Origin of the sequence: Nocardioides alkalitolerans DSM 16699 (genome assembly GCF_000426525.1) — a bacterium.
In the GTDB taxonomy this organism is placed as follows: domain Bacteria; phylum Actinomycetota; class Actinomycetes; order Propionibacteriales; family Nocardioidaceae; genus Nocardioides; species Nocardioides alkalitolerans.
In genome coordinates, this window is the sequence record NZ_KE384533.1 from 806,996 (window position 1) to 830,111 (window position 23,116).

The 23,116-nt window shown below is 71.8% G+C and carries 24 protein-coding genes; 14 read left to right on the forward strand and 10 right to left on the reverse strand.

Going from position 1 to position 23,116, the window contains the following annotated elements; all coding sequences use genetic code 11:
* Positions 1 to 6: 6 nt before the first annotated feature.
* Positions 7 to 1,416: an HNH endonuclease signature motif containing protein gene (locus tag K329_RS0120685; RefSeq protein WP_028474530.1), complete on the reverse strand. Its 1,410-nt coding sequence runs from the start codon at positions 1,414 to 1,416 to the stop codon at positions 7 to 9.
* A gap of 489 nt (positions 1,417 to 1,905) precedes the next feature.
* Here K329_RS0120685 and K329_RS0120695 point away from each other — a divergent pair, with 489 nt between their 5' ends.
* Together K329_RS0120695 and K329_RS0120700 are read left to right on the forward strand one after the other, a co-directional pair.
* Positions 1,906 to 3,546, forward strand: a complete 1,641-nt coding sequence (locus K329_RS0120695; RefSeq protein ID WP_028474531.1) for a carboxyl transferase domain-containing protein — start codon at positions 1,906 to 1,908, stop codon at positions 3,544 to 3,546.
* Positions 3,547 to 3,551: 5 nt separating this feature from the next.
* The gene (locus tag K329_RS0120700; RefSeq protein ID WP_028474532.1) at positions 3,552 to 5,444 is read left to right on the forward strand and encodes an acetyl/propionyl/methylcrotonyl-CoA carboxylase subunit alpha; all 1,893 of its coding nucleotides are present in this window, start codon (positions 3,552 to 3,554) and stop codon (positions 5,442 to 5,444) included.
* Between the two features lie 18 nt (positions 5,445 to 5,462).
* On the opposite strand, the gene K329_RS0120705 is transcribed toward K329_RS0120700, so the two are convergent.
* Positions 5,463 to 6,140, reverse strand: coding sequence for an EcsC family protein (locus tag K329_RS0120705; RefSeq protein WP_028474533.1), 678 nt, complete (start codon positions 6,138 to 6,140; stop codon positions 5,463 to 5,465).
* A 119-nt stretch (positions 6,141 to 6,259) separates the two neighbouring features.
* Between K329_RS0120705 and aat the strand changes: the two genes are divergently transcribed.
* From aat to K329_RS0120725, 4 genes are all read left to right on the forward strand, one after another.
* Positions 6,260 to 6,934, forward strand: coding sequence for a leucyl/phenylalanyl-tRNA--protein transferase (aat, locus tag K329_RS0120710; RefSeq protein ID WP_028474534.1), 675 nt, complete (start codon positions 6,260 to 6,262; stop codon positions 6,932 to 6,934).
* 166 nt (positions 6,935 to 7,100) lie between these two features.
* Positions 7,101 to 7,508: a hypothetical protein gene (locus K329_RS0120715; RefSeq protein WP_028474535.1), complete on the forward strand. Its 408-nt coding sequence runs from the start codon at positions 7,101 to 7,103 to the stop codon at positions 7,506 to 7,508.
* Between the two features lie 71 nt (positions 7,509 to 7,579).
* On the forward strand, positions 7,580 to 7,951 hold the full coding sequence (locus K329_RS0120720; protein ID WP_028474536.1) for an LptM family lipoprotein: 372 nt from the start codon (positions 7,580 to 7,582) through the stop codon (positions 7,949 to 7,951).
* Positions 7,952 to 8,067: 116 nt separating this feature from the next.
* Complete coding sequence (locus tag K329_RS0120725; RefSeq protein WP_028474537.1) at positions 8,068 to 8,586, forward strand: hypothetical protein; 519 nt, start codon at positions 8,068 to 8,070, stop codon at positions 8,584 to 8,586.
* 3 nt (positions 8,587 to 8,589) lie between these two features.
* Here K329_RS0120725 and K329_RS0120730 read toward each other — a convergent pair whose 3' ends face one another.
* Positions 8,590 to 8,925, reverse strand: coding sequence for a rhodanese-like domain-containing protein (locus K329_RS0120730; protein ID WP_028474538.1), 336 nt, complete (start codon positions 8,923 to 8,925; stop codon positions 8,590 to 8,592).
* A gap of 5 nt (positions 8,926 to 8,930) precedes the next feature.
* Complete coding sequence (locus tag K329_RS0120735) at positions 8,931 to 9,842, reverse strand: alpha/beta hydrolase (protein ID WP_211225923.1); 912 nt, start codon at positions 9,840 to 9,842, stop codon at positions 8,931 to 8,933.
* Positions 9,843 to 10,214: 372 nt separating this feature from the next.
* Here K329_RS0120735 and K329_RS0120740 point away from each other — a divergent pair, with 372 nt between their 5' ends.
* The 3 genes from K329_RS0120740 (at position 10,215) to K329_RS0120750 (ending at position 13,092) form a co-directional block, all read left to right on the forward strand.
* Positions 10,215 to 11,726: a GNAT family N-acetyltransferase gene (locus K329_RS0120740; protein ID WP_028474540.1), complete on the forward strand. Its 1,512-nt coding sequence runs from the start codon at positions 10,215 to 10,217 to the stop codon at positions 11,724 to 11,726.
* Positions 11,699 to 12,190: an ASCH domain-containing protein gene (locus K329_RS28490; protein ID WP_052337179.1), complete on the forward strand. Its 492-nt coding sequence runs from the start codon at positions 11,699 to 11,701 to the stop codon at positions 12,188 to 12,190. Before K329_RS0120740 ends, K329_RS28490 begins: the two co-directional genes overlap by 28 nt.
* Positions 12,191 to 12,261: 71 nt before the next feature.
* Entirely contained in the window at positions 12,262 to 13,092 is an 831-nt protein-coding gene (locus tag K329_RS0120750) for a hypothetical protein (RefSeq protein ID WP_157571859.1), read from the forward strand.
* A gap of 640 nt (positions 13,093 to 13,732) precedes the next feature.
* Here K329_RS0120750 and K329_RS0120755 read toward each other — a convergent pair.
* A complete protein-coding gene (locus K329_RS0120755; protein WP_028474542.1) occupies positions 13,733 to 14,599 on the reverse strand; it encodes an Fpg/Nei family DNA glycosylase in 867 nt (288 codons plus the stop codon).
* 101 nt (positions 14,600 to 14,700) lie between these two features.
* Here K329_RS0120755 and K329_RS0120760 point away from each other — a divergent pair, with 101 nt between their 5' ends.
* The 3 genes from K329_RS0120760 to K329_RS0120770 all read left to right on the forward strand — a co-directional run bounded on the left by K329_RS0120760 (position 14,701) and on the right by K329_RS0120770 (position 17,178).
* Entirely contained in the window at positions 14,701 to 14,976 is a 276-nt protein-coding gene (locus K329_RS0120760) for a hypothetical protein (RefSeq protein WP_157571860.1), read from the forward strand.
* A 71-nt stretch (positions 14,977 to 15,047) separates the two neighbouring features.
* The gene (locus tag K329_RS28495; protein ID WP_169721623.1) at positions 15,048 to 15,896 is read left to right on the forward strand and encodes a M23 family metallopeptidase; all 849 of its coding nucleotides are present in this window, start codon (positions 15,048 to 15,050) and stop codon (positions 15,894 to 15,896) included.
* An 85-nt stretch (positions 15,897 to 15,981) separates the two neighbouring features.
* Positions 15,982 to 17,178, forward strand: coding sequence for an ATP-binding protein (locus K329_RS0120770; protein ID WP_028474544.1), 1,197 nt, complete (start codon positions 15,982 to 15,984; stop codon positions 17,176 to 17,178).
* 33 nt (positions 17,179 to 17,211) lie between these two features.
* Here K329_RS0120770 and K329_RS29960 read toward each other — a convergent pair whose 3' ends face one another.
* Positions 17,212 to 18,243, reverse strand: coding sequence for a class I SAM-dependent methyltransferase (locus K329_RS29960; protein WP_052337181.1), 1,032 nt, complete (start codon positions 18,241 to 18,243; stop codon positions 17,212 to 17,214).
* A gap of 105 nt (positions 18,244 to 18,348) precedes the next feature.
* Between K329_RS29960 and K329_RS0120780 the strand changes: the two genes are divergently transcribed.
* On the forward strand, positions 18,349 to 19,146 hold the full coding sequence (locus K329_RS0120780; protein WP_028474545.1) for a glycerophosphodiester phosphodiesterase family protein: 798 nt from the start codon (positions 18,349 to 18,351) through the stop codon (positions 19,144 to 19,146).
* A gap of 43 nt (positions 19,147 to 19,189) precedes the next feature.
* Positions 19,190 to 20,125, forward strand: a complete 936-nt coding sequence (locus K329_RS0120785; RefSeq protein ID WP_028474546.1) for a DUF5926 family protein — start codon at positions 19,190 to 19,192, stop codon at positions 20,123 to 20,125.
* A 245-nt stretch (positions 20,126 to 20,370) separates the two neighbouring features.
* Here the strand turns inward: K329_RS0120785 and K329_RS0120790 are convergent, their stop codons facing one another.
* The 4 genes from K329_RS0120790 to K329_RS0120805 form a co-directional block, all read right to left on the reverse strand.
* A complete protein-coding gene (locus tag K329_RS0120790; RefSeq protein WP_028474547.1) occupies positions 20,371 to 20,946 on the reverse strand; it encodes a TerD family protein in 576 nt (191 codons plus the stop codon).
* Between the two features lie 127 nt (positions 20,947 to 21,073).
* Positions 21,074 to 21,829 carry an AIM24 family protein gene (locus K329_RS0120795; protein ID WP_084541479.1) on the reverse strand — a complete coding sequence of 252 codons (756 nt, stop codon included), beginning with the start codon at positions 21,827 to 21,829 and terminating at the stop codon, positions 21,074 to 21,076.
* Entirely contained in the window at positions 21,826 to 22,470 is a 645-nt protein-coding gene (locus tag K329_RS0120800; protein ID WP_028474549.1) for an AIM24 family protein, read from the reverse strand. Before K329_RS0120800 ends, K329_RS0120795 begins: the two co-directional genes overlap by 4 nt.
* A gap of 13 nt (positions 22,471 to 22,483) precedes the next feature.
* A complete protein-coding gene (locus K329_RS0120805) occupies positions 22,484 to 23,101 on the reverse strand; it encodes an AIM24 family protein (RefSeq protein WP_028474550.1) in 618 nt (205 codons plus the stop codon).
* Positions 23,102 to 23,116 lie beyond the last annotated feature (15 nt).

Sequence of the window (23,116 nt, forward strand, 5' to 3'; positions counted from 1 at the left end):
CTCGATCTAGGTCCGGCGGTGGAAGGTGACGGCGCCGGCCTCGGACCAGGTGGTCGCGTACGTCGGGTCGTGGGCGCGGTGGTGGTGATGGGCGCAGAGCAGGACGAGGTTGGCGAGGTCGGTGCGTCCACCGGCGTTCCACGGGTTGCGGTGGTGGCGTTCGCACCAGGCGGCGGGGATGTCGCAGCCCTCGGTCTGGCACGCGAGGTGAGCGACGGCGTGGGCGCGTGCTTGGTGGTGGCTGAAGAGCCTCGCGGAGCGGCCGAGGTCAAGCGGGACCGAGGCGCCGCCCATGACGGCAGGGATCAGTGCGTGCTGGCACGCGAGGCGGCGTGCCTGGGCGGCGGAGATCTCCCCGCCGGTGTCGAGGGTGACCGCGCCGAGGGCCTCGGTGAGCTTGTCGAGCTCGACGGTGGCGACCACCGCGACCGGTGAGCCGCCCTGGGTGGGTAGGCCGTCGACGGGGAGGTGCTCGACGAGAGCGCAGAACGCCTGCCCGCGGCGGACCTCGGCGGGGATTCGCTGCCCGTCACCCGCGCCCGCAGAGCCCACACCGTTGGAGCCCGCACCGTCGGCGCCCGTGCCGTTCGCCGCGGCGCTCGTCGTGCCGGTGCTACCGGGGCCGTGGCCCGCCGCGGTGCCCGTCGTACCGGAGGAGTGGTGGTCGCAGCGTGGGTTCGTGTACGCCTCGAGTGCCCGCGACAGCACCGCCGCCGACAGGTCGGGGATGAGTCCGGTGATGCGGGTGGTGCCGTCCCCCTGGGGTGACAACGTCAACCGCGTCCGGACGCGCGCCCGCGCCTCCTCCGCGTTCAGGACCGCCTCCTCGTGCGCGTCGGCCCGCTCGGGCGCCACCGCGCGCAGCAGGTGACGGCCCAGGCGTCGTACCTGCTTCGGGGTGAAGTCCGCGCACTCGCCCAACAGGTGCGCCTCCGCCCGCGCCACCACGTCCGGGTCGAGATCCGCGGGCAGCTCCTCGAGTGCGTCGAGCACCGCGGCGGCATGCCCGACCGACACCTCACCCGCGCCCAAAGCAGCCCGCGTCGCGTCGTACCCCTCGAGGCGCGACGCGAGGCGTTCCTCGAACCGCAACCGTCCCGGGTCCTGCCGGGTCGCCTGCGCCAGCCACGCCGCGGCCGAACGGGCCCCGTCCGCGGCGGCCACGTCGGACGCGCCGGCGAGGACCCGTAGCCGCAGCGCCGAGACCCGTTCCCCGATGCGCGCCAGCTCGACCAGGAGCGCGGCCTTGGTGGGGGCGTCGAGCCAGTCGGGGTCCGTGCCGGTGTAGGCCAGCTGGTCCAGCGACTCGACGAGCTCGGCGGCGCAGTAGAGCCACGGGTGCGCCCCCGCCGGGTCACCTACCGGGTCACCGGCCGGGTCGCTGGAGGACCACTGCGCGAACGTCTCCCACGTCACGCGTCCACCTCGCTGCGCCAGCACCGACCGCCCTGTCATGACACCAACGCTAGGGGTCACCACCGACAACGCCGGCCCCCAGATCCAGGGCCTGTGGACAACCTCCGAGCACCGCTCAGCGCCCCCCGGGCGACGTGGTTTCGAGACGCTCGCGTGGTTTCGAGACGCTCGCTGCGCTCGCTCCTCAACCACCGGAGACGCCCGCGTGGTTTCGAGACGGCCGCGGGCGGCCTCCTCAACCACCGCAAGAGGCGCGCGCCTCAACCACCGTGGGCGCGGACGGCCTCCTCGACCACCGCGGGCGGCGCCCACCCCTCAACCACCAGGACGCTCCCCTCCCCGACCACTCCCGCGCGCTCTGCGACCGCGACGCACCCGCCCCTCGACACCCCGGTTAACGATCGCTAACCTGACCGCGTGGCCGCACCCGAGACCCCCGCACCCCGCACCCCGCGCGAGCCGGAGCCCGAGCCCGGGCCCGCGCGCTCGCTGCGCGAGCTGACCGAGGACCTCCGGGCGCGTCTCGAGGTCGTCCGACGGGGCGGGTCGGAGCGGGCCCGGGCCAAGCACGAGGCGCGCGGCAAGCTGCTGCCCCGCGACCGGGTCGACCGCCTCCTCGACCCCGGCAGCCCCTTCCTCGAGCTCGCCCCCCTCGCTGCGACCGGCATGTACGGCGCCCCCGGCAGCAACGACACGGGGGCCGACACCGGGGCCGACGCGGTCCCCTCCGCCGGCGTGATCACCGGCATCGGTCTCGTCCACGGCCGCCCGGTGATGGTCGTGGCGAACGACGCGACCGTGAAGGGCGGCACCTACTACCCGCTGACGGTGAAGAAGCACCTGCGCGCCCAGACCGTCGCGGCCGAGAACCGGCTGCCGTGCCTCTACCTGGTCGACTCCGGCGGCGCGTTCCTGCCGATGCAGGACGAGGTCTTCCCTGACCGGGAGCACTTCGGCCGCATCTTCTTCAACCAGGCCCAGATGTCCGCACGCGGCATCCCGCAGCTCGCCGCGGTGATGGGGTCCTGCACCGCGGGCGGCGCCTACGTGCCCGCGATGAGCGACGAGACCGTCATCGTGAAGGAGCAGGGCACGATCTTCCTGGGCGGCCCGCCGCTCGTGAAGGCCGCGACCGGTGAGGTCGTCACCGCGGAGGAGCTCGGCGGCGGCGACGTGCACGCCCGTACGTCGGGGGTCGTCGACCACCTCGCCGACGACGACGCCCACGCCCTCGACATCCTGCGCAGCATCGTCGCCACGCTCCCCGGCTCGGCGCCGGGTGGTTGCGAGACAGGCGCTGCGCGCCTTCCCCCACCACCGCACGGCGGGGACGCCCCGACCGCCCCCGAGCCCCCGGCGTACCCCCTCGACTCGGTCTACGACGTCGTCCCCACCGACGCGCGCACGCCGTACGACGTGCGCGAGGTCGTCCGGCGCCTGGTCGACGGCTCGCACTTCCACGAGTTCAAGCAGCTGTACGGCGAGACCCTCGTGACCGGCTTCGCGCGCATCGAGGGCCACGAGGTCGGCATCGTCGCCAACAACGGCATCCTCTTCAGCGAGTCCGCGCTCAAGGGCGCCCACTTCGTCGAGCTGTGCAACCAGCGGAAGGTGCCGCTGCTGTTCCTGCAGAACATCACCGGCTTCATGGTCGGGCGCGAGTACGAGAACCGGGGCATCGCGCGCGACGGCGCCAAGCTCGTCACCGCGGTCGCGTCCAGCGTCGTCCCGAAGCTCACCGTCGTCATCGGCGGCTCGTACGGCGCGGGCAACTACGGCATGTGCGGCCGCGCCTACGACCCCCGCTTCCTGTGGATGTGGCCGAACGCCCGCATCTCCGTCATGGGCGGCGAGCAGGCCGCCTCCGTGCTCGCGACGGTGCGCCGCGACGGCCTCGAGTCCCGCGGCGAGGAGTGGTCGGCCGACGACGAGGAGGCCTTCAAGGCCCCCATCCGCGACCAGTACGAGACGCAGGGCTCGCCCTACTACTCCACCGCCCGCCTCTGGGACGACGGCGTGATCGACCCCGCCGACACCCGCCGCGTCGTCGCGATGGCGCTCGAGGTCGCCGCCCGCGCCGCCGTCGAGGACCCGATCCCCGCGCCGTCCTTCGGCGTCTTCCGGATGTGAGTGCGATGAACCCGACCACCGACATCACCACCGTCCTCGTCGCCAACCGCGGCGAGATCGCGCTGCGCGTCCTGCGCACCTGCGCCGACCTGGGCCTGGCCACCGTCGCCGTGCACACCGCGGGGGACGCCGACGCGCCCCACGTCCGGGCGGCCGACGTCGCCGCCGAGGTGCCGGCCTACCTCGACGGCCCCGCGCTCGTCGCCGCCGCCCTCGCCCACGGAGCGACCGCCGTGCACCCCGGCTACGGCTTCCTCTCCGAGAACGCCGCCTTCGCCCGCGCGGTCGCCGAGGCCGGCCTGGTCTGGGTCGGCCCGAGCGCCGACGTGATCGAGCGGATGGGCCGCAAGGACCACGCCCGCGCGATCGCCGAGGCCGCCGACGTCCCGGTCGTGCCGGCGTACGACGTCGCCGACGACCCCACCACCTTCGACTTCCCGGTGCTCGTCAAGGCCGCGGCCGGCGGCGGGGGCAAGGGCATGCGGGTCGTGCGCAGCGCCGACGCGTACGGCGACGCCGTGGCCGCCGCCCGTCGCGAGGCCGCCGCGGGCTTCGGTGACGACACGCTGCTCGTGGAGCGGTACGTCGAGCGCGGCCGCCACGTCGAGGTGCAGGTGATGGGCGACGCCCACGGCACCGTGCTCCACCTCTTCGAGCGGGACTGCTCCGCGCAGCGCCGCCACCAGAAGGTGCTCGAGGAGGCGCCGGCGCCGCACCTCACCGACGCCGTCCGCGCCCGCCTGCACACCGCCGCCGTCGCGCTCGCCGCCGAGGTCGGCTACACGGGCGCGGGCACGGTCGAGTTCCTGCTCGACGTCGACACCGACGACGTCTTCTTCCTCGAGATGAACACCCGCCTCCAGGTCGAGCACCCGGTCACGGAGTCCGTCGTGGTCGGCCCGGACGGTCCCCTCGACCTCGTCGCCCTCCAGCTGCGCGTCGCGGCCGGGCGGCCGCTCGGCCTCGCCCAGGGCGACCTCCGGGTGCACGGCCACGCCGTCGAGGCCCGGGTCTACGCCGAGGACGCGTGGGCCGGCTTCCTCCCGCAGGCCGGCACCGCGTCGTACGTCGCGTGGCCCGGCACCACCGGCGAGGCCGCGGGCACCGGCACCCGGCCCCGCGTGCGCGTCGACCACGCCCTGGAGTCCGGGCAGGTCGTCAGCACGTCGTTCGACCCGATGCTCGGCAAGGTGATCGCCTGGGGCACGGACCGTCGGGCCGCGATCGCCGCGCTCGTGCGCGCCCTCGACGACACCGTGGTGCTCGGCCTGACCACCAACACCGGCTTCCTCCGGGCGCTCGCCGCCAGCGACGCGTTCGCCGCCCTGGGCGCCGAGGGCGGTATCGACACCGCGTGGCTCGACCGCCACGAGGTCGACCCGCCCGACGAGGCCGCGGCCCGCCGGGCCGTCCTCGCGACCCTGGCCGCCCGCGACCGCGCCGCCACCGCGGGCCCGTTCGCGCTCGACGGCTGGCGCTCCGGGGCCGGCCCCGCGCCGTACGTCGTGCCCTGGCTCGAGCCGACCTCCACCGAGGACGACGCCCCGCCCCCGGCGCGCACCCCCCGCGTGGCCGCGCTGCGCCGTACGCCGGGCGGGGTCGAGGCCGTCGTCGACGGCCAGCGGTGGGTGTTCGCGGAGCCCGACCCCTTCGCGCTCGGGGCCGCCGCGGCCGGGGACGGCACGCTCACGGCGCCGATGCCCGGCACGGTCGTCACGGTGGACGCCTCGGTGGGCGACGTGGTCGTCGAGGGTCAGGTGCTCGCGACCATGGAGGCCATGAAGATGGAGCTCAGCCTGCGCGCACCGTTCGCGGGCACGGTCACCGACGTGGCCGCGACCCCCGGCACGCAGGTGCCGCTCGGCACGGTCCTGGTCGTGGTCGCGCCCGAGGAGTGACGCGGGGGCCGCGCCGGATCAGCGCTTGCGCGCCCGCAGCTCCTGTGCGGCGTAGCGGCCGAGCTTCCAGGTGGCGTAGCCGTCGGCGGTCATGCCGACGGCGCCGCCGACGACCGGCACGCGACGGCCGATCGTGACGGCCATCCGCTTGCCGACGACGCGTGAGATCAGGTCGACCGCGACCTCGTTGGAGAGCAGCGTGTCGAGCTCGGGGTCGTGGTGGGGCGCGGTGGCGATGGCCATCGGGGGCGCCGGCAGCTTCTTCTTCTTGATCATCCGGTCGACCTCGGCCTGGCCCATGAGGCAGACGAGCACCGCGTTGCGGACCCGCGGGTCCGCGAGGTCGTAGCCGCGCAGGTGGGCGATGATCGCGATCATCCGGCACTGGATGAGCGCGAGGCCGGTGATGTTCGCGGGGATGGTCACGGCGACCGTCACGAGGCCGCCGATGTTGGTCACGAAGCCCTGGGTGCCGGCGTACCGGACGTGCTTGTCGATCACGGCCTTCACCGTCTTGTCGACGTTGCCGTGGTGGTCGGCGAGCAGCGCGTCGGCGGCCTCCGCGGCCGGCTTGAGCGGACCCGCCCCGGCGATGGCGCGCGCGAGCGCCTGGCGCACGAACCCGGACGTGAGCTTCGGTGCGACCGCCGGCACCTTCGTCGCCGCAGCCCGGCCGACCGACCCCTTGATTCCCATGTCGCAGATCGTACGGAGCCACCGGGAGCCGTCCCTCACCCCGTGAGGGGGCCTCGGACCGGCAGCAGCGGTCGCGACACCCCCGGGGTGCGCGAGGTCACGTGTCCTAGGTTGGGGCCGTGCCCGTCGAACCTCCCCGCAGCTTCTGGGACTTCGGCGACCCCCGCCACGCCGGTGCGGACGACGACCTGGTCGGCGTCGGGGCCGACCTCGAGCCGGGCACGCTGCTCTCCGCCTACCGCCACGGGCTGTTCCCGATGCCCGAGGAGGAGGACGTGCTCTGGTTCTCGCCCGTACGGCGCGGCGTGCTGCCGCTCGACGGCCTGCGGGTCAGCCGGTCGCTGCGCCGCTCGGTGCGGGACTTCGAGATCCGGGTCGACACCTGCTTCGACGAGGTGGTCGCCGCGTGCGCCGACCCCGCGCGCACGGGCGGCTGGATCGACGACAACATCGGCGCGGCCTACCGGCGCCTGCACGAGCTCGGGTGGGCCCACTCGGTGGAGGCGTGGGCCGACGGCGAGCTGGTCGGCGGCCTGTACGGCGTGGCGATCGGCGGCCTGTTCGCCGGGGAGTCGATGTTCCACCGGGCGCGGGACGCCTCGAAGGCCGCCTTGGTCGGGCTCGTCGAGCTGCTGTCCGCCGACGCCGACGCGGTGCCGACCCCGCGTCTGCTCGACGTGCAGTGGCAGACCGACCACCTCGCCAGCCTCGGCGTGGTCGAGCTCGAGCGGGCGGTCTACCTCGACCGGCTCGCCGCCGCCCTGCGGCTCCCGCTGCCGGCCGTCTTCGCCTGACCACGGCTCCCGGGGCGGGACGCCGCGCCCACGCTGAGAGGCGGCTGAGATTTCCCCGAGAGAAGTCGGTCTGGGAGTGTTTGGGCGAGGGTCCGGCCTGGGCATGGTCGGACCCGCTGCCCCGACGAGTGCTCGGAGCGGTCCCCGAGATCTAGGAGCAAACCCCATGAAGCGTGTCTTCTCCGTCGCCGCCCTCGTCCTGGCCGCCGGCTCGCTCTCCGCCTGCGGAGGTGGCCCGGGCGCCGACGCCCCCACCGACGCCAGCGTCGAGGACTTCTGCGCCGGCTTCATCGAGACCTTCGAGGTCATCTCGTCGAGCGAGGACGAGATCAACGCCAAGGACGCCGCGGACGCGCTCGCCGAGGCCGGCACCCCCGAGGACATCTCCGACGAGGAGCGCGAGGGCTTCGAGATCTTCGTCGAGGCGCTCGACGGCATCGGCAACGGCGCCTCTCAGGAGGACGTCGAGGACGCCGACGAGTTCCCCGAGGACGAGGCCGACAAGGGCACCGCGTTCATCGAGTACGCGTCGACCACGTGCCAGGACCAGCTCGCCGAGAGCGTCACGGGCTGACCCGTCCCACGACCACCGTCATCCTCCCCTGACCGCGTGAGCGCGGTCGCCCGAGCACCAGGAGCTCCCTCATGAAGCGTGTCCTCTCCGTCGCCGCACTCGTCCTCGCCGCCGGCTCGCTCTCCGCCTGCGGCGGTGGCCCGGGCGCCGACGCCCCGACCGACGCCAGCGTCGACGACTTCTGCGCGGCGTTCGCCGGCATCGTCGACTACCTCGACGAGGACGGCGAGACCTTCCAGGCCGCCGACTACGCCGACAAGCTGGCCGAGGTCGGCACGCCGGAGGACATCTCCGACGAGGCGCGCAGCGGCTTCGAGCTGTACGTCGAGGCGTTCGAGGACCTGGGCAACGACGCGTCCGAGGACGAGGTCGACGACGCCGAGGTCGAGGACAACGGCGACACGGACGCGTTCGACGACTACGCGGCCGAGGCGTGCGCCTGACGGCTCACCACGTTCCACCCGCAGGGCCCGGCCACGTGCCGGGCCCTGCGGCATTTCCTGGGCCGTCCCGGTCGTCCGGACCCGTCGGCCGCGGGCCGGTGGGTAGCGTGACGGCCATGGCCCGGTCCGCGCTCCCTCCCGCCCGCGTCCGCAGCTCCGTCCCGCTGGGGTTGGCGACGCTGCTGCTCGCGTACGGCGGGCTCGTCGCCTGCGGCGGTGACGACACGGCGCCGGACGACCCGACGGAGACGTCGGACGCGCCCGCCGGGTCGGACCCGGCCACCGACGCCGCCGGCGACCCGGCGGCCGAGGGAGGCGAGGAGCTCAGCGACGAGCAGGTGCTCGAGGACTTCTGCACGGCCGCCGGGCTGATCAAGTTCATGGCCACGGGGGAGGACCTGCAGCTGTGGGCGACGAGTATGACGGAGATCGAGCGTCCGGCCGACCTCGAGGGCGACCCGCTGGCCGGGCTCGAGATCGCGATCGCGTACGCCGCGTCGGCGCCGGCGGACGTCGCCGCCGAGGAGTGGCCGCAGCCGGACCTGACGGACGCCGAGGTGCAGCAGCTGACGGCGTACAGCACCTATCTCGAGCAGTGCCCGCAGGTGACGGACCCGCCGAGCCCCACGGGCTGATCGTCAGACGACGGCGGGCGGAGCGCCGGTCTCGCTGACCATCGGGCGACCGGCGGCCTCCCAGTCGAGCATCCCGCCGTCGAGGTTCACGACGTCGCGGCCCTGCTGCGTCAGCCACGCGACGGCCCGCGCGGAGCGGCCCCCGACCTTGCAGACCACGAGGGTGCGCTCGACCGGCACGTCGTCGAGACGGGTCGGCAGGTCGCTCAGCGGGATGTGGACCGCGCCCTCGATGTGGCCGGCCGACCACTCGCCGGGCTCCCGGACGTCGAGGACGGCGAGGCCCTCGGGGAGCGGGTCGGGTACGCCGTCGATGCCCACGGTGGGAAGGGAGACCATGGGCGTCACGCTACGCGAGGCGCCGCGAACGAGTGCGCCACGTGGGTCGTGAGGGCGTCGCGGTCGCGGCGGCCCTCGGGCACGGGGAGCAGCGGGTAGACGTGCAGCCCGCCCTCCAGCTCGACGTAGCGGAAGCCGGGCTGGTCGGCCAGGCGGTCGCGCAGCAGCCGGCAGTCGGGCACCGTGATGTCGCGGCTGCCGACCCAGATCGCCACGGGCGGCAGCCCCGTGAGGTCGCCGTGCAGGGGGCTCACCCGCGGGTCGTCGAGCGGCGTGCCGTCGACCCACGCGTCGGCGATGGGCCGCAGCCCGGCGCGCGAGAGCCACGGGTCGACCCGCTCGACGGCGGGCACGTCGGGGTTGGCCATCGCCATGTCGAGCCACGGGGCGAGGGCGGTGACGCCCACGAGTCCCCGACGGGTCGCCTCGTCGGCGTGCTGCGCCACGAGCAGCGCCAGGCCCCCGCCGGAGGAGTCGCCCACCAGGTGCACCTGCCGACCGGCCGCGGTGAGGCGGGCGACGACGGCGCCGACGAACGCCAGGGCCTCGTCGGCGTGGTGGGCGGGCGCCAGGCCGTAGAGCGCCACGTGCACGTCGGCGCCGCTGCGGTCGGCCAGGTGGGCCGCCAGCTGCCAGTGCTGCGCGACGATCTCGGCGGTGTAGGCGCCCCCGTGCACCTGCACGACGACCCGGTCGGTGTGGCGCGGCGACCCGGCGCGCGGGCTCACCACCACGACGGGGAACCCGTCGACCTCGTAGCGGTCGACGGCGCGCCGCGACGTGAGGGCCGCCGGCGGCTCCGCCGAGCCCTTCTCCTTCAGCAGACGGGCGTGCCCGGCCGCCTCCGTCGCGAACCGCCGGTGGTAGACCACCCGCATGAGGCGTGCGAGCCCCCGCATCTGCCAGCTCGCTCCCACGCCTGTCCTCTCCTCCGGTACGACGGCCGCCTGATCATTGCAAATCAGACGATCAAACTGGGATAGATCTGAGCCCGAGTTTGCACTACGACCAAGTCCGTCTTGCGGTCTGGCTGATCAACCTTGCCCCGTTTGCACTCGATGGTGATCACGATCGGGTTGATTCGCACGTAACGGTGGTCATCGGTGTGACCCGACCTACGCGCGGTACCGAGATCCTGAGTCTCTCCAACAACGGTCGATGACGGGGTCGCCAGCCGTGGCTTCAGGCGGATTCACGGAGCTTCGTGAAGTGACTCCCAGTCGGCACGGGTGCGACCAATCACCACGATGTGCCGAAGGTCAGCGACGTTTCAAGGCAGGCTTCGCTTTGTGCTGTTCCTGATTGACAGCAACATCGCGATTACCAGCGACCCGATGTCCCATGAGTTGGAGGCGGGCGCAGAGTCCGCCATGCAGTTCATGCGGTTGACCGCTACTCACCACCACGACGTCCGCACCCATCCGGCCTGCCTCATGGATTTCGCCCGCATCAAGGATCCGGCCAAACGTCAGGCCCGGCTGGTGGTCTTTGAGCGGTACACGAAGTTGGCCTCACCGCCCGTGATCTCGCAGGCTCAGAAGGACGAACTGGGCGTTCCCGTAGCCGGGACGAACGACGATGTCGACCAACTGCTCCTAGCGGCGGTGGTAGGTAACGCCGCCGAGTACCTGGTGACGGAGGACGACGGGATGCACCGTCGCGCGCGTCGCTTGGGGGTCGAGGACCGTGTCCTTCGGCTTTCTGATGCGATCTTGATGCTGCGTGCGTTGCACGCCGATCTCCCGGATCCGCCGCCGTCTGTTAGAGCCGTTAAGACTCACGAACTGAGTATCGATGACGCGATCTTTGACGGGCTCAAGGACGATTACGGTCGCGAGACGTTTGTGGGCTGGTTTGAGAGGTGCGCACGCACTCAGCGTGATGCCCTGGTGGTGGACGGCGACGACGACGACCATGCCGCGATTGTGATCTTGAAACCGGAGCCGACCGGCGAGCACGGGCTGGCCGGTCCGCAGTTGAAGGTCTGCACGTTCAAGGTCGCAGATGCGTACAACGGTCAGAAGTACGGCGAACTGCTGTTGAAGGCGATCTTCGAGCGGGCTCACCGCGAGCAGCATGTTGGCTTGTTCGTGACTGTGTTGGAGAAGCAGACGGCGTTGATCGCTCTGCTCCAGGACTTCGGGTTCCGTGCCGTGCCGGGGGTGCTGACCGACGTCGGGGAACTGGTCTATGAGAAGCCGTTGATGCCGGTTGCTGCCGACGCCCCCGACTCGATGAGTGCTCTCGACTTTCATGTCCGCTACGGCCCACCCGTCCTGCGGGTTCTTGATCAGACGTGTCATGCGATCCCGATCGAGCCGAGGTGGCACCGGATTCTGTTCCCTGACGCTGAGCGGGAGCCCGCCGAGGAGGATGCACTATTCGCCGCGACCGAGGGCCTGGCGACACAGCCGTTCGGCAACGCGCTACGTAAGGCATATCTCTGCAACGCGCGGAGCCGCCTCCTACAACCTGGCGACCCCTTGCTGTTCTATCGGAGCAAGGACGAGAAGGCGGTGTTCGTCGTCGGAGTCGTCGAAGCAACCTTGAGGTCACACGACCCCTTGGCGATCGCAGCAGCGGTCGGGCGACGGACCGTGTACTCGCTGCCAGAGATTGAAGGGCTCACGCGCAAGGGAGAGGTTCTGGTGATCATGTTTCGTCAAGCCCGGATCCTGCGCGAGGAGCCGATATCCCTGACAGAACTCATCGCGGGCGGCGTCCTCGCTTCTCACCCGCAGGCCGTGAGCAAGACCCGACCGGAGGGAACATCGTGGCTGGCGCAGCGACTGGACGAGTAGCGCTGTTCTCGATCCACCCACGATATGCCGACGCGATCCTCGCCGGAACTAAGACCGTTGAGTTCCGTCGTCAGGGCCTGCCGGACGACGTCACCCATATCGTCATCTACTCCACCGCACCCGTACAGCGGATCGTCGGCATGTTCGAGATCGACGCTATCGACAAACTCACCCCGGCGCGCGCCTGGAAGAAGTACGGAGATGTCGGCGCAATCGAGCAGACCCCGTTCGAGCGCTACTACACCGGGGCACCCAACGCCTACGTCATCCGAGTCCGCAATCCACTACGGTTTGTCGCCCCGGTCGCGTTGGCCGATTTGGACCCTACGATGCGGCCCCCGCAGTCCTACATGTACCTCACTGCGCCCTTGCTTGACCGGTTGACCAGGCTCGGTGCCCCCGGTCGCATGTCCCGTCTCGGACGTGCCGCTGCAACGGTGCGGTCGTACGTGCTGGCGCACTGATCTGCACCAGATGTCTGGCGTAGCCGGACGGGATCGCATCAACTGTCGGTGGTCCTTGTCAGACTGGGGGAGTGCCACTACGTAACCCGGTCTTCCTCGACATGGCGACTCTTGCTGCACACGGCGAATACAACGATGTAGTGGTGCCGCGTGCTGCCGAGATCGTTGAGAAAACGGTGAGCAAACGAGGCGGCACGATGGGAGTCGGAATCGGCGCTGCCACCCTCGGTGGCACCCTCGGCAAAGACATCGAGTTCCAAGCCAGTTACTCCCTCACGCCAACAGACAAGGCGACCGTCAGCAGACTTATCGACGGGCTCCACACACAGGGAGTCATCCAGGCGACCACTGGATCAACGCCATATGCACGCGGCGAGTTGCTCGAACTTGAAGGCGACGCAAGCGTCACGGGCTGCTCGATCGCAGCCAAGTTGTTTTACTTGGCACTCCAAGTGATCCGAGAGACCGACCAATCACTCGACGATCTAGACACAGACGCACTAGAACCGCAGTTTCTCGCACTCGCGAAAGACGTGTACCTCGGCAATGCAGCCCTTCCGATCCCACTCCTGATGGAACTCGAGAACACCGAACTGACTCCACGTGTCTTCCTGAACCTGGCTCCGGATCACTTCGTGGACTCCGCCGCAACCGACCGGGTCGAGGGTCACATCCAAGTCCTGGGTTCGATCTCTCAGTTGGTCGCTGAGAACCGTTACCTCACCGCCGAACATTGGCTCCTACACGGTTGGGAGCAGACCATGCGCCGCACCCTCATGACCCGCGTCGACGAGATGGTGGCCGACTTAGTCGAGGCGTTCGACGTAGACCTACCCAACGACGACGTCCGCGCCTACTTCACGGGCCCGGCTATCGTCCTCGACGCCATTGCCGTCTACTGACCAGCAGGATCGGCGTGATAGTCAAGAGCCAGTGCGGGGTCTGAGCTTGAGGCGAAACGCCTCCCGCCTCAGATCGCGCTACTAGTCAAGTAACGCGATGCGGTCTCCGGCTGCTGAGGTCTCGAGGATTCGCTGATAGTTGGCAGCGACAAGTGGCATGCGATCGACCTCGTGGACCTCAGCGATGAGGGCTTCGGCTGCACGGACGTCGCCTGGTTTGGTCGCCTGAGTTTCGCGTCGTGAGCTCGGGAAGTCAGTAACGGTGAGGAGCCGTTCGGGTGGCATTGCCCGGATGGTGTCGGGTTGCATGGCCGCGTTATGGAGGAGTGGCAGCCAAGGCGTGGGGCTTCCTCGACTTGTGTGTGGGTGCCGTTGAACCAGTGCAGGATCGCACCGGGGTGCGGGATCTCCTAAGCAGGGAGGGACCTGGGCGGTGCGTCCGGTGCAGTTGGAGATGAGGGCAGGTTGACCGGTGGCGACACCGAGGATGCTCGCCACGATGGTCTGTTGTAGGACTCAGTCGCCTCGTTGGTCGAGGCCGACCTCGCCAACTAGGGCGAAGTGGTTGATGGCTCACCGGAACGTGTCCTCGTTGTGCTCGGCGCGATTGATCATCGGAACTGCAAAGTCACACCGCCCCTCACTTCAACAGCTTCGACATGCGCCGGTCGGCGAGCAGCTTGCCGCCGGTCTGGCAGGTGGGGCAGTACTGCAGGCTCGAGTCGGCGAAGGAGACCTCGCGCACGACGTCGCCGCACACGGGGCACGCCTCGCCCGCCCGGCCGTGGACGGCCATGTTCGTCTTCTTCTCGCCCTTGAGCTGGCTCGCCGCGAGCCCGCGCGACCGGGTCACGGCATCGCCGATCACGCCGCGGATCGCGCCGTACAGCGTCTCGAGCTCGGTCTGGGTGAGGCTGTTGGACGGCTTGAACGGCGAGAGCCGGGCCGCGTGGAGCAGCTCGTCGGAGTAGGCGTTGCCGATGCCGGCGATGTTGCTCTGGTAGCGCAGGACGCCCTTGATCTGGGCGCGCCCCGCCTTCTGGAGGATGTCGGAGAGCACCTGCAGCGTGAAGCCGTCGCCCAGCGGGTCGGGCCCCAGGCGGGCGATGCCCTCGACGTCGGCGGGCGAGCGCACGACGTACAGCGCCAGGCTCTTGCGCGTGCCGGCCTCGGTGACGTCGAGGCCCGTGTCGTCGTCGAGCACGATGCGGGCGGCGAGCGTCGACTTCGTGCTCGGACGCGGGGGCACCGGCGGCACCTCGTCGCGCCAGCGCACCCAGCCGGCCCGCGCGAGGTGGAGCACGAGGTGGAGCCCGCCGACGGAGATGTCGAGGAACTTGCCGTGGCGCGTGACGCCCTCGACGAACGCCCCCTCGACGGCCGAGAGCGGCGGGTCGAACGTCTTCAGGGCGCTGAACGCGGCGAGGTGCACCTTCGCGATCGCACGCCCCTCCAGCCGGCCGCTCAGGTCGAGCGCCAGCGCCTCCACCTCGGGCAGCTCGGGCATGCGCGCAGCCTATCCCCGGGCACCGACACCGGGTCCAGGCTGTGCACTGGGGGCTCCGGCAGACCCGTGACAGGTCGCCGGGGCAGGGGCATGATGGGGCGATGGGCGCCGTGAAGCCTCTCCCCTCCGCCGGGTCGATCTACGTCGACGCCCGCAACGGCGACCGCGCGCTGCGCATCTCCTGGCACGACGACGCCGGTCTCGTCGTGCTCTCGCTCTGGCGGGAGAACGTCTGCGCCGGCACCTTCCGCCTCCCGGTCGACGAGGTCCCCGAGCTCATCGAGATGCTCCGGGGCGGGCTCGACCGCGCGTACGTCGCCCGCCGCGCCGCCGCCGAGCGGCTGGCCCCCGCACCGCCCCTGCCCGACGCCGGTTGACCACCCCCGGGTGATGTGATGGCCCCATGGTGCGCGCGATCGCCGGGGGGCGTCAGGTCTGGTCCCGGCTCATGGGCCTCTTGTTCGTCGTCGTCGTGGTCGACGTGGTGGCCGCCCTCGGCGTGCTGCCGTTCGGGCGCCTCGTTCCGGGCGGGCTCGTCGGCGTCGTGGCGGTGATCGTGGGCATCGTGGTGCTCTCCCTGCTGGTCGGCGTCGCCCCGCGGTCCACCCGCACGGAGCCCGTGGTGCTGGCCCCGCCCGTGCGGGGGGAGTGGACGGCCGTCAACAGCCCCGGCCAGCAGGTGCCCAGCCACGGCACCCGCACCCGTGGCCAGCTCAGCGCCGTCGACGTGTGTGGCCGCTCGACCGCGACCTCCCCGACGCTGGTGCGCTGGGGCCTGCGGGGCACGCCCCCGGAGGCCTACCCCGGCTTCGACGAGCCGATCCACGCGATGGCGCCCGGCGAGGTCGTGCGCGTCGGTGACCGCCAGCGCGACCACCGGGCCCGCGACACCTGGCCCGCCCTGCTCCTCATGATGACGCTGGAGGGGATCCTCCGGGAGGTCGGCGGCACCGCGAAGGTGCTCGGCAACCACGTCGTCGTGCGCCACGACGACGGGACCGCAGCGGTCTACGCGCACCTGCGGTGCGGCTCCGCCACGGTCGCCGTGGGCGCGCAGGTGGCGGTCGGCGACGTCGTCGGCCGGGTCGGCAACACCGGCAACACCTCGATGCCGCACCTGCACGTGCAGCTCATGGACACGCCGCGCACCGACGCGGCCGCCGGTCTGCCCCTGGCCTGGTCGGGCATCGAGTGCACCGGCGAGATCGACCCGCCCTTCGCCGCCTTCGCCAAGGACCCCGCCGACACGGCCCTGCCCGGGATGCCCCGCAACGGCGAGGTCTTCCGCGTCGGCTGAGGCGCCCGCCGGCCGCTCCGCCCCGGCGCCGGCGTGTCGGCGTGCTTCTACGGAATCACCTAGACGCGCCGATACGGTCCTCGACATGGATCCGGTGCGCAACCCCTACGCCCCCGGCGCCGGTCAGCGCCCGCCCGAGCTCGCCGGCCGCGACCGTCAGCTGCAGCAGTTCGACGTGACGCTCGAGCGCGTCGCCGCGGGGCGTCCCGAGCGCAGCATGGTGCTCTTCGGGCTCCGCGGCGTGGGCAAGACGGTGCTGCTCAACGCGCTGCGTTCGGCGGCCGTCACACGGGCGTGGGGCACGGGCAAGATCGAGGCCCGCCCGGAGGCCGGCATCCGGCTCCAGGTCGCGCAGGCCGTGCACGCCGCCGTCCGGGAGGTCGCCCACCGCCACCGCGACCCCGACCGCGTCGACGACGTGGCCGGCGTGCTGAAGTCGTTCGCCCTGGCCACCGCGATGGGCGACCGCCGCTCGACCCGGTGGGTGCCCGGCGCCCACCTCGCCGACGTGCCGGCCACCAAGGGTCGCGCCGACTCCGGCGACCTCGAGCTCGACCTGGTCGAGCTGTTCACCGACGTCGCCGACCTGGCCCGCGACCTCGGCGTCGGGATCGCGCTGTTCATCGACGAGATGCAGGACATCGCCGTCGACGAGCTCGCCGCCCTCTGCGGCGCGTGCCACGAGATCAGCCAGCAGGGGGCGCCGCTCATCGTCGTCGGTGCGGGGCTGCCCCACCTGCCGGCCGCGCTCGCGGCGTCGAAGTCCTACGCCGAGCGGCTCTTCGCCTACGTCGAGGTCGACCGCCTCCCGCGCGAGATGGCGGAGCGGGCGTGGCAGGTGCCGGCGGCGGGGGAGGGCGTGGGGTTCGAGCCCGACGCGCTCGAGGAGCTCTACCGCCTCACCGACGGCTACCCCTACTTCGTGCAGGCCTACGGCAAGGTCACCTGGGACGCCGCGGTGGCCGACCCGGTACGGCGGGTCGACGTCGAGGCGGCCGCCCCCGAGGCGGAGGCCGAGCTGGCCCGGGGCTTCTTCGGGGTCCGCTACGAGCGGGCGACGCCGGCCGAGCGGGACTACATGGTGGCGATGGCCGACCTCTCGGTCGACACCGACGACGGACCGGTCGCCACCGCCGCGCTCGCCACCCACCTCGGGCGCAAGCCGCAGTCGCTCAGCCCCGCCCGCGACGGGCTGATCAAGAAGGGGCTCGTCTACTCGGCCGAGCGCGGCCGTATCGCGTTCACGGTGCCGCATTTCGCGCGATTCCTGCGCGCCCGCTGAGCCCCGGCCCGCTCGGGCGCGAGGACGACCGGGTCAGCCGCGGCGACGGGCCTTCGCCCACCCGCTGGCGGCGCGCACCGGCGTGGTGAGGCGCCAGGACGTGGAGCCCGTCATCGCCGCGATCCGTCGCTCCGCGGCCAGTCGCGCCCGCTTCTCCTCGGCCAGCAGCAGGGCCAGCTCCTCGATCCGTCGGCCAGTCGCCTCCCGGGCGTCCTGGAGCTCGGCCACGCGGCCCTCCGCGGTCGCGACGGACGCGGCCGCAGCCGCGACGGCGGCGTGCCGGCTGCTGCGCTCGGCGACGTCGTCGGCGTACCGCTGGCGCACCCGCGGCGAGCCCTGCCCGTAGATGTCGATGCGCGAGCCGAGCAGCTCGACGTCCCGCTTGCCGAGCAGGTCGGGGTGGGCCTCGCGCAGCACCTCCGCGTACGTCGCTGCGTCCGCCGGTGCGGCGAGGTAGACCTTGTTGGGGGAGAGGGCGAACGGCACGAGCCCGTGGTCGCCCGCGAGGTAGTGGGTGAGCCCCGTCAGGACCCCCAGCCAGTGCGCGTTGAGCACGTCGTCGAGCACGACGACCCCGCCGTCGACCAGGACGGTCTCGGCCAGCAGCAGGTCGTGCCGGGTGATCTCGGAGGTGTGGCCGCCGTCGACGGAGAAGAGCCTCACCCGGCCGAACGTCGACGCGGCGTCGGCCACGGCGACGTCGGTGCTGGAGGCCTGCACCACCACGACCTCGCTCTCGGCCGCCCACTGCGCGACGTTGCGCTCGAGCACGTCCCGGTCGCCGCGACCCGAGTCGTCGACGTTGCGCGCCTGGTCCTCGAAGACGTCGAGGGCGACCGCCCTCTCGTCGGGGCGCACGCCGTTGGCGAGCAGCAGGAACGACTTGCCGTGGTGCACGCCGATCTCGGCGACGTCGCCGCGGACGTCGGTCGCGAGCTGGTGGCCCAGGACCGTGGCGACCACCTCGGCCGAGTCGGGCTCGAACCAGCCGGTGACGGCGGCCAACCCGTCGGTCAGGTAGCGGTCCAGCCGCTTCTGCACCTCGGTGCGCACGTTCTCGTCCATCCGTCGACCTCCCCGTTGTGGTGTGCGTCATGCTACGGGTGACCAGACACGGCGTTCGCCCCCGCCTGCCCCCACGGAGGGCCCGCGTCGGTCATGCTGGGGGGCATGAGGCCGCTCGTCGTCGCCCACCGCGGAGCCAGCGAGGTGCTCGCCGAGCACACGCTGGGCGCGTACGTCGCCGCGCTCGACGCGGGGGCCGACGGCCTCGAGTGCGACGTGCGGCTGACCGCCGACGGCCACCTCGTCTGTGTGCACGACCGCCACCTGCGCCGCATCGCCCAGAAGCGGGGCCTCATCTCCACCATGGAGCTCGCCGAGCTGCACCAGCTCGACGTGGCCTCGTGGAAGCAGCCGTGGGCCGACCTCGACGACGAGGTGCCCGACCTCGACGAGGGCCTGCGCGGCGTGCTCACGCTGCGCAAGCTGATGGAGGTGGCGGCCGACCACGACCGCCGCATCGAGCTCGCGATCGAGACCAAGCACCCGACGCGGTACGGCGGGCTCGTCGAGAAGCGGCTCGTCGAGCTGCTGCGCGACTTCGGGTGGGACGAGGCCGGCGCCCCGGTGCGGGTCATGAGCTTCTCCCACACCGCACTGCAGCGCGTGGGCCGGCTCGCCCCCCAGGTCCGGGTCGTGCAGCTGTTCGAGCACGCCCACTACTGGCCGGCGCTGCGGCGCATGATCGGCGACGACTGGGTCGTGGGCCCCGGTATCGGCGAGCTGACCGACCACCCCGGCCTGGCCTCCCGCCTGGCCGAGAGCCCCCACGAGGTCAACGTGTGGACGGTGAACACGCAGGCCCAGCTCGACCTCTGCCGCGAGGTCGGCGTCACCGCGGTCGTGACCGATCGTCCGGCCCACCTGCGCCGGCTGGTCGACGCCGGGCCCGCGGCCCAGGTGTGACGCCTGGGCACGTCCCTCGCGCCGCGGTCACTAGGGTGGCGCCATGGCAAAGCGCTCCCGCACCAAGGCCCGCGACCAGCAGACGACCGCCCCGGGCGAGGTCGGCCCCCGACAGCCCTGCCCCTGTGGCTCCGGGCGCCGCTACAAGGCGTGCCACGGTGCCGCCGGCGGCGCGCCCGCCGTCTTCGTGAAGCGTCCCTTCGAGGGTCTCGCCAGCGAGTGCGACCTGGTCGCGCTGCGCGAGCTGGTGCCCGCTGCCACCGCGCCGCTGCGGCTCAAGGAGGGCGACCGCGACGTCACCCTCGCCACCCTGCTGCCCGGGGCCGCTCCGGCGTACGTCGGCCAGGACGGCCGGATCGTGCTCGGCCTCCAGGTGCTCCACGGGTTCGGTGACCCCTCGCGCGACCTCGGCGCGGTGCTGACGGCGGCGCTCGACGCCGAGCCCGGCACCGTCGGCCTCACCTCCGACCCCGGTGAGGGCCCGCGCCTGCAGGACCTCCTCGCCGACGAGCCGCTCGACATCACGGTGCACCCGTCGTTCTCCTACTGGGCCGACGTGGTCGAGGACGAGACCGGCGCCATCGCCGCCGCCGCCGAGCAGGCGGACGACCAGATGACCCCGACGCGGCGGCTCGAGAGCGTCACCGCGGCGTACTGGACCGACGTGCACACCCGCGAGCACCTGCGCTGGGCCATGCCCGAGCCGGAGGACGAGCTGCTGGACGCGCTCGCCCGCCTGCACGCGGCCGGCGAGGACAGCGTGGCCGAGGGGTCGAAGCTCGTCGGGATGTTCCGGGCCCACGGCCTGCTCACGCCGGTGTGGGACCTGCCGTCGGGCACGGGGCCCGAGGTGCTCGAGGAGCCGGCGACGGCGTTCGCCGCGAAGCTGGCCGAGGCGCTCGCGGCGACCGAGGGCCTCACCACCCAGGAGCGCGCCGTCCGGTCGGCGCTCGCGGGTCGCCAGGTCACGATCCGCTGAGGCGTCGCAGGGTGGCATGACACCTGGTGACGAAACCCTCCGGCAAAGATCGGTTCCAGGAGTTGCCTCGGGGCCCGCGGGTCAGTAGATTCCTTCCCGTCCGGTCGTTGCTGTATCCCCCGTCAGCAGCGGCCGGACCTTCACATTTCCGGACCTCTCGAGTCCGGTACGAACGCCGGCGGGCCGGTGACCTCCTCGCGGAGGTCACCGGCCCGCCGTTCGTCGTGCTCAGGCGCAGGCGCCGGTCAGACGTTGACCCCGAAGTCCGAGGCGATGCCGCGCAGGCCCGAGGCGTAGCCCTGGCCGACGGCCTTGAACTTCCACTCCGCGCCGCTGCGGTAGACCTCGCCGAAGACCATGGCGGTCTCGACGGAGGCGTCCTCGGTGAGGTCGTAGCGGGCGATCTCGGAGCCGTTGGCCTGGTTCACCACGCGGATGAACGCGTTGCGGACGGCGCCGAAGTTCTGGTTGCGCGTGTCGGCGTCGTAGATCGACACCGCCACGACGATGCGCTCGATCTCGGCCGGGACGGAGGCGAGGCTGGCCTTGAGCAGCTCGTCGTCGCCGTCGCCCTCGCCGGTCGTGTTGTCGCCGGTGTGCTCGACGGAGCCGTCCGGCGACTTCAGGTTGTTGAAGAAGATGAAGTGCTGGTCGGAGACGACCTTGCCGCTGCTGCCGACGAGGATGGCCGAGGCGTCGAGGTCGAAGTCGCCGCCGGAGAACGTGTTCACGTCCCAGCCCAGACCGATGTCGATGGCGGTCAGCCCGGGGGCTTCCTTCGAGAGCGAGACGTTGCCGCCCTTGCTGAGCGAGACTCCCATGACGCTTTCCCTTCGGTTGCTTCCCGTCGTGCGACGGGAGGTGGTTCGGATGGTGCGGCCCTGTGGTCAGTTCTAACGGATGGGTGGTTGGTTTCGTGCCCGCTCGGGGGGTCGTTCGGCTGCCGTTCTACTGGCGTTGCGCCCGGGCCACGAGCCGCTGCCCCAGCGCGCCCGCGGACTGGTTGTCGAGCAGGTTGGTCTGGCTCTCGATCGTGCGCAGCATGGCGGCGTCGACCCGCGTGGCCTCCGACGACTGGAGCAGGATCGTGCCGGCGCCGGTGAAGTCGTACTGGCGCTCCTCGCCCGACTCGCGACCGAAGGCACCCTGCAGCCCGCTCATGAACGACTGAGCCATCCAGTTGTGGTCGTAGTGCTGGCTCGGCGACGGGCAGTCCGCCCAGCCGAGCAGCGACTCGGGGTCGGCGCGGAACGGCGGCTCGACGAAGATCACCGGGCCGTTGGAGGAGGCGAGGAACTTGCCGGTGCCGAGCAGGGTCACGAACCCCGGCACGATCGACTGCTTGAGCTCGAGCGAGGTCTGGAACCCCAGCAGGTTCGTCTGCTTGATGGTGAGGTTGCCCTCGTCGAGGTCGTAGGAGTTGATGTCGTAGCCGCGGTCGGCGACGAGCACCTTGCCCTGGCCGGTGGCCACCACCCAGTCCTGCACGTAGAGCGGCGAGGAGAACCGGGCGGCCACCCACGAGGCCCGCGAGGCGTACTGGCTCACGCCCGCGAACTCGACCTGGCCGTAGTAGGCGATCATCGCCCCCTTCGAGACGAACCACTCGCCGGCCAGGGCGATGGAGAACGCGTACGGGTTGACGTTGTCGTCCGCGGGCAGCGTGCTCGCGTCGTACGTCGGGCTGTCGATGCCACCGATCACTTGACCTTCTCCTCCGATGCCTGGACGTGGACCGTGCCGTGGCCCGAGACGTGCAGCTGCAGGGCCTCCCCGGAGCCGCGACCGACGAGGTCGCGCACCCCGACCGACGACTTGAGGTCGACCTGCAGCGCGCCGGTGTGGGCGACGTACGCCTGCGGGTCGACGCCGACGGTGTCGCCGGCCAGCTGGATCGGGAACGTGCCGCCATGGGAGAGCAGGGCGACCCAGCCCTGCCCGCCGATGCGGGTGGTGAAGAGGCCCTGGCCCGTGACGGCGCCGCGCACGGCGGAGCGCACCCCGCCCTGCCCGACCATCTCGATGCTCGTCTGCAGGTGCGCGTCGTGCGCCAGCAGGCGGTCGGCCTCCACCACGAGCGAGTCGCCCGTCAGCTGGAGGACCGTGACGTAGAGGCCGCGGTAGCCGTAGAGCACCGAGCCGCTGCCCTCGGTGGCCATCATCTTGTTGGACTCGCCCGACATGGCCGCGCCGACCATGCCGCCGACGCCCTGGCCCTGCCCGGCGATCGGGCGGAACGTGACCTGGCCGGAGTAGCCCAGCATCGCGCCCCGCCGCGCCAGCACGGCGCCCTGGGGGCTCACGGCCACCCGGATCACCTTGGAGTTGACCTGCTCGAACGTCATCGCGCGTCTCCCCTCACCGCTCGGCCGGCTGCACGTAGACCCGGCCGTGGCCCTCGAACCGCAGCGAGAACGGCTCGCCGCTGCCGTCACCGACGAGCGAGCGCCACGTGACCCCGGAGACCAGCGACATCTGCAGCTGCCCCAGCCCCGCGACGTACGCGTCGGGGTCGACCACCAGCGGCTGCCCCGGCACGACCTCGAGCCCGATGAGCGGGCCGTCGGAGACGATGCCCAGCTGGCCCGTGCCGCTGACCTTGGTGGTCGCGAGGCCCTGGCCGCTCGTCATGCCGCGCAGCCCCGCGAACTGCACGTCGAGGGTGAGGCCGGGCGTGACGGCGAGGATGTGCTCGGACTCGACGGTGAGCGTGTCGTTCTCGATGCCGATCACCGTGACGTCCTGCGCCTGGTAGGCGAGGTGCACGCGGCCCTGGCCGGTGCACTCCATCAGGGTGAGCGACTCGCCCGCGACCTTCTGCTTGAGCGCGGCCCGGAAGCCGCCGCCGCCGCCCATGCCGGCGTGCTTGAACTCGACCTTGCCCTGGTAGGCGACCATCGAGCCCGACATGGCGCGGATGCTGTCGCCCGCGACGTCGGCCAGCAGCACGCGCTTCTCCGCGTGGAGTCGAGCCATGTGCCCTCCCTGCTT

What these genes read in the sequence shown, in the direction of transcription:
- K329_RS28495 (WP_169721623.1), top strand. Translation starts at nt 15,048, where the DNA reads ATGGGCCTCTTGTTCGTCGTCGTCGTGGTCGACGTGGTGGCCGCCCTC.
- K329_RS0120725 (WP_028474537.1), top strand. Translation starts at nt 8,068, where the DNA reads ATGGCCCGGTCCGCGCTCCCTCCCGCCCGCGTCCGCAGCTCCGTCCCG.
- K329_RS0120755 (WP_028474542.1), bottom strand. Translation starts at nt 14,599, where the DNA reads ATGCCCGAGCTGCCCGAGGTGGAGGCGCTGGCGCTCGACCTGAGCGGC.
- K329_RS0120700 (WP_028474532.1), top strand. Translation starts at nt 3,552, where the DNA reads ATGAACCCGACCACCGACATCACCACCGTCCTCGTCGCCAACCGCGGC.
- K329_RS0120720 (WP_028474536.1), top strand. Translation starts at nt 7,580, where the DNA reads ATGAAGCGTGTCCTCTCCGTCGCCGCACTCGTCCTCGCCGCCGGCTCG.
- K329_RS0120780 (WP_028474545.1), top strand. Translation starts at nt 18,349, where the DNA reads ATGAGGCCGCTCGTCGTCGCCCACCGCGGAGCCAGCGAGGTGCTCGCC.
- K329_RS0120785 (WP_028474546.1), top strand. Translation starts at nt 19,190, where the DNA reads ATGGCAAAGCGCTCCCGCACCAAGGCCCGCGACCAGCAGACGACCGCC.
- K329_RS0120705 (WP_028474533.1), bottom strand. Translation starts at nt 6,140, where the DNA reads ATGGGAATCAAGGGGTCGGTCGGCCGGGCTGCGGCGACGAAGGTGCCG.
- K329_RS0120760 (WP_157571860.1), top strand. Translation starts at nt 14,701, where the DNA reads ATGGGCGCCGTGAAGCCTCTCCCCTCCGCCGGGTCGATCTACGTCGAC.
- K329_RS0120730 (WP_028474538.1), bottom strand. Translation starts at nt 8,925, where the DNA reads ATGGTCTCCCTTCCCACCGTGGGCATCGACGGCGTACCCGACCCGCTC.
- K329_RS0120805 (WP_028474550.1), bottom strand. Translation starts at nt 23,101, where the DNA reads ATGGCTCGACTCCACGCGGAGAAGCGCGTGCTGCTGGCCGACGTCGCG.
- K329_RS0120790 (WP_028474547.1), bottom strand. Translation starts at nt 20,946, where the DNA reads ATGGGAGTCTCGCTCAGCAAGGGCGGCAACGTCTCGCTCTCGAAGGAA.
- K329_RS29960 (WP_052337181.1), bottom strand. Translation starts at nt 18,243, where the DNA reads ATGGACGAGAACGTGCGCACCGAGGTGCAGAAGCGGCTGGACCGCTAC.
- K329_RS0120800 (WP_028474549.1), bottom strand. Translation starts at nt 22,470, where the DNA reads ATGACGTTCGAGCAGGTCAACTCCAAGGTGATCCGGGTGGCCGTGAGC.
- K329_RS0120770 (WP_028474544.1), top strand. Translation starts at nt 15,982, where the DNA reads ATGGATCCGGTGCGCAACCCCTACGCCCCCGGCGCCGGTCAGCGCCCG.
- K329_RS0120715 (WP_028474535.1), top strand. Translation starts at nt 7,101, where the DNA reads ATGAAGCGTGTCTTCTCCGTCGCCGCCCTCGTCCTGGCCGCCGGCTCG.